Genomic DNA, 7,934 nt, shown 5'->3' with positions numbered 1-7,934 from the left:
GGGGCGCCCCGCCCCCGCCGCGCGGCCCCCCCCCCCCCCCCCCGCGGGGGGCCGGGCCCCCCCCCCCCCCCCCCCCCCCGCGGCCGCCCGGGGGGCGGGGGACCGCCCCCGCCCGCCGCGCCGCGTGCGTCGGAGGAACCCAGCGTGCCTGAGGGGCATACGATCCACCGTCTCGCCGCGGACTACCGGGAGCGCTTCGCCGATCGGCCCCTCGCGGCGAGCAGCCCCCAGGGGAAGTTCGCCGACGGCGCGGCGCTGATCGACGGTCAGCCGCTGACCGCGGCCGACGCCCACGGCAAGCACCTCTTCCTCGGCTTCGCCGCCGCCGGCTGGGTCCACATCCACCTCGGCCTCTTCGGCAAGCTCGGCTTCGGCCCGGTCCCGGCGCCGCCGGCCACCGACACCGTACGGCTGCGCCTGGTGGGCCCCACCGCCCACGCCGACCTGCGCGGCCCGACGACCTGCGCCCTGATCACCGACGGCGAGAAGCAGGCGATACACGACCGGCTCGGCCCCGACCCGCTGCGGGTGGTCGGCCCGCCGGCCGGAGCCCGCCGCGCCGCGGACGTCGACCCGAGCGCGGACGGGGACGCCGCCTGGCGGCGCATCGCCCGCAGCCGGTCCACCGTCGCCGCCCTCCTGATGGACCAGAAGGTGATCGCCGGGGTGGGCAACGTGTACCGCGCCGAGGTGCTGTTCCGGCACGGCATCGATCCGTACCTGGCCGGCCGTGACCTCACCCGCGCGCAGTGGGACGCGATCTGGGTCGATCTGATCGTGCTGATGCGCGAGGGAGTCCGGCACAACCGCATCGACACGGTGCGGCCCGAGCACCTGCCCGAGGCCATGGGCCGCCCGCCCCGGGTGGACGACCACGGGGGAGAGGTGTACGTCTACCGCAGGGCCGGCCAGCCCTGCCACCTCTGCGGCGACGAGATCCGCACCGCTGAACTCGCCGCCCGCAACCTCTTCTGGTGCCCGGGCTGTCAACGCCGCTCCTGAGCCCTGGCCCCAGCGTCCACCCGCCGATTTCGGGCCGTTTGTGCCGCCCGTGCAGCGGACCCGCCGTACGCCCGCCGACTGCCCCAGCCCCTACCACACGCCGTACGCGACCGTCCGCAGCACGCGGTGATCCCCTCGCTACGCATCGGCCCATCCGCCTCGTACCCGCACAGGCGAACGCATTTCGCTTAAGATTCCCTTCTCGGCCGGTGAACCGGGGCGTAGCCGACAACCTGACGTCGGGGCGACCATGCGAAGCGTCGGAGACGGAGAAATGTACGGAGCATGGTGGCGGGTGGATAAGGTCCGGATGAGATGACCGGAAGTGTGGAGACCCCGACGGCCCGGATGCGCAAGGCGCTCCACCGGGCCCGCACCCGCGTGCGTAAGGCGGGGGTGGACTACTTCCGTGGGGACGGCTCCGACTGGGTGGCCCTGGCCGTCCTGCTCGTCTCGGTCCCCGCGATCGCCGCAGGCACCATCGCCTGGCCCGACTGGTGCGACCCGGCCGCCCTGGTGCTGCCGATCGTCGCCGGCGGTCTGCTGTTGCGCCCGGCCAGCCTGCTCGCGCTGTACGCGACGTCGGCCGCGGCCCTGATCATCGAGGCGGCGCTGGTCCAGTCGTACATCGGCGGCGAGGACCGGGTGACGGCCGGCACCATCCTGGTGGTGGCCGCGGTCGGCTTCCTCGGGCTCTTGATCGCCCAGTTCCGCAGCCGGGTCGGGGTGCCCTGGCGCGGCGGCGGCACCATGCTCTTCGACCTGCGCGAACGCATCCGGGTGCAGAGCAAGCTGCCCTCGCTGCCGCGCGGCTGGCACCGCGAGATGTCGTTGCGCCCGGCCGGCGGCCAGTCCTTCTCCGGCGACTTCGTGGTCGCGGCCCGCACCGGCGGTGACCGCACCCTCGAAGTGGTGCTCACCGACGTGTCGGGCAAGGGCATGGACGCCGCGTCGCGGGCGCTGCTGCTCTCCGGCGCCTTCGGCGGGCTGCTCGGCTCGCTGCCGCCGCACGGCTTCCTGCCCGCGGCCAACGGCTACCTGCTGCGCCAGGACTGGGACGAGGGCTTCGCGACCTCCATCCACCTGGTGCTCGACCTCGACAGCGGCGACTACGAGCTGTACTCCGCGGGCCACCCGCCCGCGCTGCACCTGAGCGCCGGCTCCGGGCGGTGGGACGAGGTGGCGGCCGAGGGGCCGCTGCTCGGGGTCTACGACGGGGCACAGTTCGACCCGGTCAAGGGCAGCCTGCGCCCCGGCGACGTCCTGATGCTCTTCACGGACGGCCTGGTGGAGACCGCCGAGCGGGACATCGCCGACGGCATCGACCGCCTGACCGGGGCGGCCGACCGGTACGTGGGCAGCGGCTTCCAGGGCGCGGCCTGGCACCTGATCGAATCGGTGGCCAAGGACGTCAACGACGACCGGGCCCTGCTGCTGATCTGCCGCGACTAGACGCCGTCGCCGGAGCCCGCGTACGCGCAGCGCCCATGTACGCCAAGGGCCCACGCACGCGCAGCGCCCACGCACGCGCAGCGTCCACGTACGCGAAAGGCCGGGCGCGTTCTCGCTGCGCCCGGCCCTTTCGCGTCGGTCATCCGTCGTCGCCTACTCGGGGTCGGTGCCTTCGCCCTTGCCCTGGCCCTGGAGCGCCCCGGCCTTGGGCGGCTCGGGCCGGTCGCCGCCGGGGAGGAAGCGGGCCAGCCGGTGCGCGTTGGCCGCCGCCAGCGGGCTGAGGACCGCGAGGATCAGTACGTAGCCGGCGATGAAGGGGGAGAGCCGGTCGTCCAGGCCCGCGCCCGCCGCCATGGTCGCGAGGATCAGCGCGAACTCGCCCCGGGCCAGCAGCGCGGTGGAGATGTTCGCCGCCGGCTGGGCGCCGAACCCGTACAGCCGCGCGGCCACCTGGCCCGCCGCCACGTTCATCACCATGGTCACGACCACCGCGATGGCGACCGGGCCGAGCACCTTCGGCAGGTCACCGGGGTCGATGGAGAGGCCGAAGGCGAAGAAGAAGATCGCGCCGAAGGCGTCGCGCAGCGGGTGCACGAGCTTGCGGATGCGGTTGCCGGACGCGGTGCTGCCGAGCATCAGACCGACCATGAACGCGCCGATCGCATCGGCCACGCCGAACCATTCGGAGACGCCCGCCACGAAGACCGCGGCCCCCAGGAAGGAGATCACCAGCAGCTCGTTGTCGCGGGTGGCGAAGAGCCGGCCGATCAGTTCGATGCCCCAGCGCGCCAGCGCGGCGAGCAGCAGCAGGAAGCCGAACGCCTTGCCCGCATCGAGCGCGGCCGACGACAGGCTGTCGGCGCCGGAGATCACCGGCTGGAGTGCCGCGAGGTAGAGCGCGAGGAAGATGTCCTCGACCACGATGATGCCGAGGATCGGCTTGGTCTCCGGATTGCCGATCCGCCCGAGGTCCACCAGGACTTTCGTCACGATCGCCGATGACGAGATGCCGAGCACACCGGCGAGCACCAGCGCCTCGGAGGTGCCCCAGCCGAGCGCGAAGCCGAAGGCGAGACCGGCGCCCACGTTCAGCGCGAGGTAGGCGCCGCCCGCGATGGCCATCTTGCGGCCACCGGTCTTGAGGTCGTCCATGTGGAACTCAAGACCGAGGTAGAAGAGCAGCAGGACCAGGCCGAGCGCCGAGAGCATCTCGAACTCGTGCGGGTCTTCGACCAGGACGATGCCCGGCGTGTTGGGGCCCAGCAGGATGCCGGCCAGGATGAACAGGGGAATGGTGGGCAGCCCGATGCGCGCGCCCAGGCGGGCGAGCACCGCGGCGGCGAGGAACGCCCCGCCCATGGCGATGAGGGTGTCCGCGTGTCCGATGGCTCCTCCAGAGGTTGGCCCGACGGTGAGGTCAAGGGGGAGTCAAGAAGTCGTATGTAATTAGTTTACCAAACGATTATTCGACCCTGTCGCCAGACCGGAATGTCCTACTCCACAAACGTACGCGCCCTCGCCCGAACCGGCCCCGGGACCGATCCCCCGCATCGGCCATCGGGTTTTCCCCACCCTCGATCCGCCGGTGGCCGCCATGGCTGCGAGGTGCCCGCGATCCGTAGGTTCGAGGTGTTGAAAGACCACGTCAGCCGGGTGCCGACCACACCCGGGACACAGGCGCTGCGCACCGCCGGGTGCACGCGCCGCAACAGCGAAGGACGGGACAGACGATGGGGCTGCGGAACAGGCGTCGCACCAAGCCGGATGCGGGGCACCCGACGCCCGGCCGACCCACCCCCGGCCCCGTTCCACCCGCCCCCGGCACCCCGCCGGCCTACGGCGCTCCGTACGGCGCTGCATCGGGCGCCGCCCACGCCGCTCCGTACGGAACGGGCCCCGGCCCGGCGTACGGCACCGCCCCCGGTGCTGCGCCCGGCGCCCCGTACGGCGCACCGCCCCAGCCCCCCGCCCGCCCGGCCCCCGCCGGCCCCCCGCCGGCCGCGCCCGGCGCCACCACCGGTGACTGGGCCGTCGAACTGCGCGGCGTGCGCCGCCAGTACGGGCGCGGCTCCGGCACCGTGCACGCCCTGCGCGGCATCGACCTCGCCCTGCCCCGCGGCAGCTTCACCGCCGTCATGGGCCCCTCCGGATCGGGCAAGTCGACCTTCCTCCAGTGCGCCGCCGGGCTCGACCGGCCCACCGAAGGCTCGGTGCGCCTCGGCGGCACGGAGATCACCGGCATGAAGGAGAACGAGCTCACCGCGCTGCGCCGGAGCCGCCTCGGCTTCGTCTTCCAGGCGTTCAACCTGCTGCCCTCGCTCACCGTCGAACAGAACGTGCTGCTCCCGATGCGGCTCGCCGGCCGCCGCCCCGACCGCACGGCCGCCGCCCGGGTGCTCGCCCAGGTCGGCCTCGACGCCCACGCCGGCCGCCGCCCGGGCCAGCTCTCCGGCGGCCAGCAGCAGCGCGTGGCCATCGCCCGCGCCCTGGTCACCCGGCCCGACGTGGTCTTCGCCGACGAACCGACCGGCGCCCTGGACACCGGCACCGCGGCCGAGGTCCTGGCCCTGCTGCGGCACGCCGTGGACGCGCTCGCCGCCACCGTCGTCATGGTCACCCACGACCCGACCGCCGCCAGCTACGCCGACCGCGTGCTCTTCCTCGCCGACGGCGCCATCGCCGACCAGCTCACCCGGCCCAGCGCCGAGCAGATCGCCGCCCGGATGACCTCCCTCACCGCACGCACCCGCAAGGCCCCGCACCACGCGACGGCAGGGGCGGTGGCCTGATGGCGCGCTCCCTCACCAACGGCCTGGCCCGGGCGGCCATCCGCTTCAAGCCCGCCTCCTTCGCCGGCACCTTCGTCGCCCTGATGATGGCCGCGCTGATCGTCTCGGCCTGCGGCATCCTGCTGGAGAGCGGCGTACGGGCAGCAGCGCCGCCCCAGCGGTACGCGGACGCCCCCGTGGTCGCAGCGGCGGAGCAGAAGGCACACTACGAGGCCGGCGGCGACCAGGAGGGCACCCTGCTGCCCGACACCGCACGGCTCGACGCCCGCCTGGTCGCGAAGGTCTCCCGGGCCCCCGGCGTCGCCGCGGCCATCCCCGACCTCAGCTATCCGCTGCGCACCGCCGCCGGCACCGTCACCGCGCACGGCTGGGGCTCCACCGCCTTCACCGGCACCAAGCTCGCCAGCGGCGCCGCCCCGCGCGCCGGGGACGAGGTCGTGCTCGATGCGGCCACCGCCCGCGCCGCGCGGCTGACCGTCGGCTCCCACACCACCGTGACCAGCGCCGACGGCGCCCACCGGGTCCGCGTCACCGGCATCGCCGCACCGCACGCCAGGGCCGCAGTCAACGCGCCCACCGCCTGGCTCACCGACCAGCGCGCCGACGCGCTCTCGGGCCACCCGGGCAAGGTCGACGCGATCGCCGTCCTGCCCAAGCCGGGCACCAGCACCGGCGACCTCGCCGACCAGGTCGAGCGGGCCGTGGCCGGCAAGGCCAAGGTGCACACCGGCGACGACCGCGGCGGCGTGGAGGAGCCCGGCGTCGCCGGGGCCCAGGACGTCCTCGTCGGCGTCGGCGGCAGCTTCGGCGGCATCGCCGCGCTCGTCGCGATCTTCACCACCGCCGGCACCGTGGCCCTCTGCGTCAGCCAGCGCTCCCGCGAGTTCGCCCTGCTGCGCGCCATCGGCGCCACCCCGCGGCAACTGCGCCGCTCGGTGGCGACCGAGGCCCTGCTGGTCGCCCCGCTGGCCGGCGCGCTCGGCTGCCTGCCCGGCATCGCCCTGGCGCACTGGTGGTTCGACCAACTCCGCGACAAGGGCGCCATCCCCGACGGCGTCGAACTCCAGGTCACCTGGCTGCCGCTGCTGTGCGCCGTCGGCGCCGGGCTGCTCGCCGCGGTGTGCGCCGGGCTGCTCGCGGCCCGCCGCCCCGCGAAGATCAAGCCGGGCCAGGCGCTCAGCGAGGCCGCGGTGGAACGCTCCAATCCCGGCGTCATCCGTACCGTCATCGGCGCCGGCGCGCTCGTCGGCGCCATCGCGCTGGCCGGTGTCGCGGCCGAGGAGAGCGGCGACGACGCGGCCAACCTCGCACTCGGCGTCGTCATGCTCTTCATGCTCGCGGTCAGCCTGCTCGGGCCGATCATCGCCCGGCTCTGCGCCTGGCTCATCGGGCTGCCGCTGAGCCTCGGCGGCGCCGCGGCCCACCTCGCGGCGGCCAACACGCGCGCCAACTCCCGCCGACTCGCCTCCGCCCTCACCCCCATCGTGCTGGCCATGGCCTTCTCCTCGACCCTGGTGTTCCTGCACACCAGCCAGGCGCAGGCGGCGTCCGACCAGCGCCGCGCCGGAGTCGTCGCCGACCACGTCATCAGCTCGCCCGACGGGCTGCCCGCCGGCACCGCGGCCCGCGCCGCCCGCACCCCGGGCGTGGCCACCGCCGTCGGCCTGCTGCGCACCGGCGCCCTCGTACAGACCGGCTCCGGCGAGAACCGCATGCTGCTCAACGTCCCCACCCAGGGGATCTCCGGCACCGGCAGCCAACTGCGCGCCGTCCAGGACCTGGACCTGCGCAGCGGCGACCAGGCCGCCATCGGCCGCCCCGGCACCGTCGCCGTCGACCACCTGCTGGCCGACGCGGCCGGCGTCGAGGTCGGCGAGCGGCTGCGGATCGTGCTGCCCGACGGCACGGTCAGCCGCCCCGAGGTGGTCGCCACCTACGGACGCGGCCTCGGCCTGGCCCAGCTCACCCTCGCGCGCTCGATGCTCGCCCCGCACGTGACCTCCGGGTTCGACAGCGACGTCCTGGTCAAGCGGGCCCCGGGCGGCGACCCGGCGAAGGTGGCCGCGGCCCTCGCCCCGCTCGGCGCGGTCACCGATCCCGACGGGTACGCGGCGGCCCAGGACAAGGACAGCGAACTCAACGCCTGGGCCAACACCACCATGGCCGCCGTACTGGGCGGATTCGCCGCCGTCGCCGCCGCCAACACCCTCGTCATGACGGTCCTCGACCGCCGCCGCGAGTTGGGCATGCTGCGCCTGGTCGGCTCCACCCGGCGCCAGATCCTCGGCATGGTCCGCTGGGAGGCCCTGCTGGTCGGCGGCGCGGGCGTGGCCATCGGCACCGCCATCGCGCTGATCACGCTCAACCCGATGACCCACGGCATCACCGGCGAGGCCCCGCACATCCCGGCCGGTCTGTACGCGTCCATCGCCGGCGCCGCCGTCCTGCTCGGCCTGCTCTCCACCACCCTGCCGGCCCGCCTGGCCCTGCGCCAGACGGCCCTGAGCGGCGCGAGCCAGCGCCAGTAGCGCCCCACCGGTCGGCCTGCGAGAACCGCCGGCGAGACTGGGTACCCGGGCGGTGCACTCCCCGTGCGCCGCCCGGGCCCGCGCCGGCCGCCGCCCGCGGCGCGGCGCCCGGGGGGCGGGGCCCCCCCGGCGGGGGCACGCGGAGCTGACCCAGTCGGGGGTG

At 74.9% G+C, this 7,934-nt stretch carries 5 protein-coding genes; 4 read left to right on the top strand and 1 reads right to left on the bottom strand.

Going from position 1 to position 7,934, the window contains the following annotated elements; translation table 11 throughout:
- Window positions 1-144: 144 nt before the first annotated feature.
- Window positions 145-1,002 carry an Fpg/Nei family DNA glycosylase gene (locus AAHZ94_RS24045; RefSeq protein ID WP_349995136.1) on the top strand — a complete coding sequence of 286 codons (858 nt, stop codon included), beginning with the start codon at window positions 145-147 and terminating at the stop codon, window positions 1,000-1,002.
- Window positions 1,003-1,317: 315 nt separating this feature from the next.
- A complete protein-coding gene (locus tag AAHZ94_RS24040; protein WP_349995135.1) occupies window positions 1,318-2,454 on the top strand; it encodes a PP2C family protein-serine/threonine phosphatase in 1,137 nt (378 codons plus the stop codon).
- Window positions 2,455-2,607: 153 nt separating this feature from the next.
- On the opposite strand, the gene AAHZ94_RS24035 is transcribed toward AAHZ94_RS24040, so the two are convergent.
- Entirely contained in the window at window positions 2,608-3,813 is a 1,206-nt protein-coding gene (locus AAHZ94_RS24035; protein ID WP_349995134.1) for a cation:proton antiporter, read from the bottom strand.
- A gap of 677 nt (window positions 3,814-4,490) precedes the next feature.
- Here AAHZ94_RS24035 and AAHZ94_RS24030 point away from each other — a divergent pair.
- Both AAHZ94_RS24030 and AAHZ94_RS24025 read left to right on the top strand, forming a co-directional pair.
- A complete protein-coding gene (locus tag AAHZ94_RS24030; protein WP_349995137.1) occupies window positions 4,491-5,243 on the top strand; it encodes an ABC transporter ATP-binding protein in 753 nt (250 codons plus the stop codon).
- Window positions 5,243-7,771 (top strand): ABC transporter permease, encoded by a 2,529-nt coding sequence (locus AAHZ94_RS24025; RefSeq protein ID WP_349995133.1) that lies wholly within the window; start codon window positions 5,243-5,245, stop codon window positions 7,769-7,771. Before AAHZ94_RS24030 ends, AAHZ94_RS24025 begins: the two co-directional genes overlap by 1 nt.
- The last annotated feature ends 163 nt before the right edge of the window (window positions 7,772-7,934 follow it).

The organism is Streptomyces sp. HSW2009, from assembly GCF_040240285.1.
In the GTDB taxonomy this organism is placed as follows: domain Bacteria; phylum Actinomycetota; class Actinomycetes; order Streptomycetales; family Streptomycetaceae; genus Streptomyces.
The sequence above is the reverse complement of the archived record's forward strand: the minus strand, read 5'-3'. Positions and strand labels throughout refer to the sequence as shown.

Bases quoted from the DNA above. Each gene is read 5' to 3' on its own strand.
- AAHZ94_RS24040 (WP_349995135.1), top strand. From the start codon at position 1,318: ATGACCGGAAGTGTGGAGACCCCGACGGCCCGGATGCGCAAGGCGCTC.
- AAHZ94_RS24035 (WP_349995134.1), bottom strand. From the start codon at position 3,813: ATGGGCGGGGCGTTCCTCGCCGCCGCGGTGCTCGCCCGCCTGGGCGCG.
- AAHZ94_RS24025 (WP_349995133.1), top strand. From the start codon at position 5,243: ATGGCGCGCTCCCTCACCAACGGCCTGGCCCGGGCGGCCATCCGCTTC.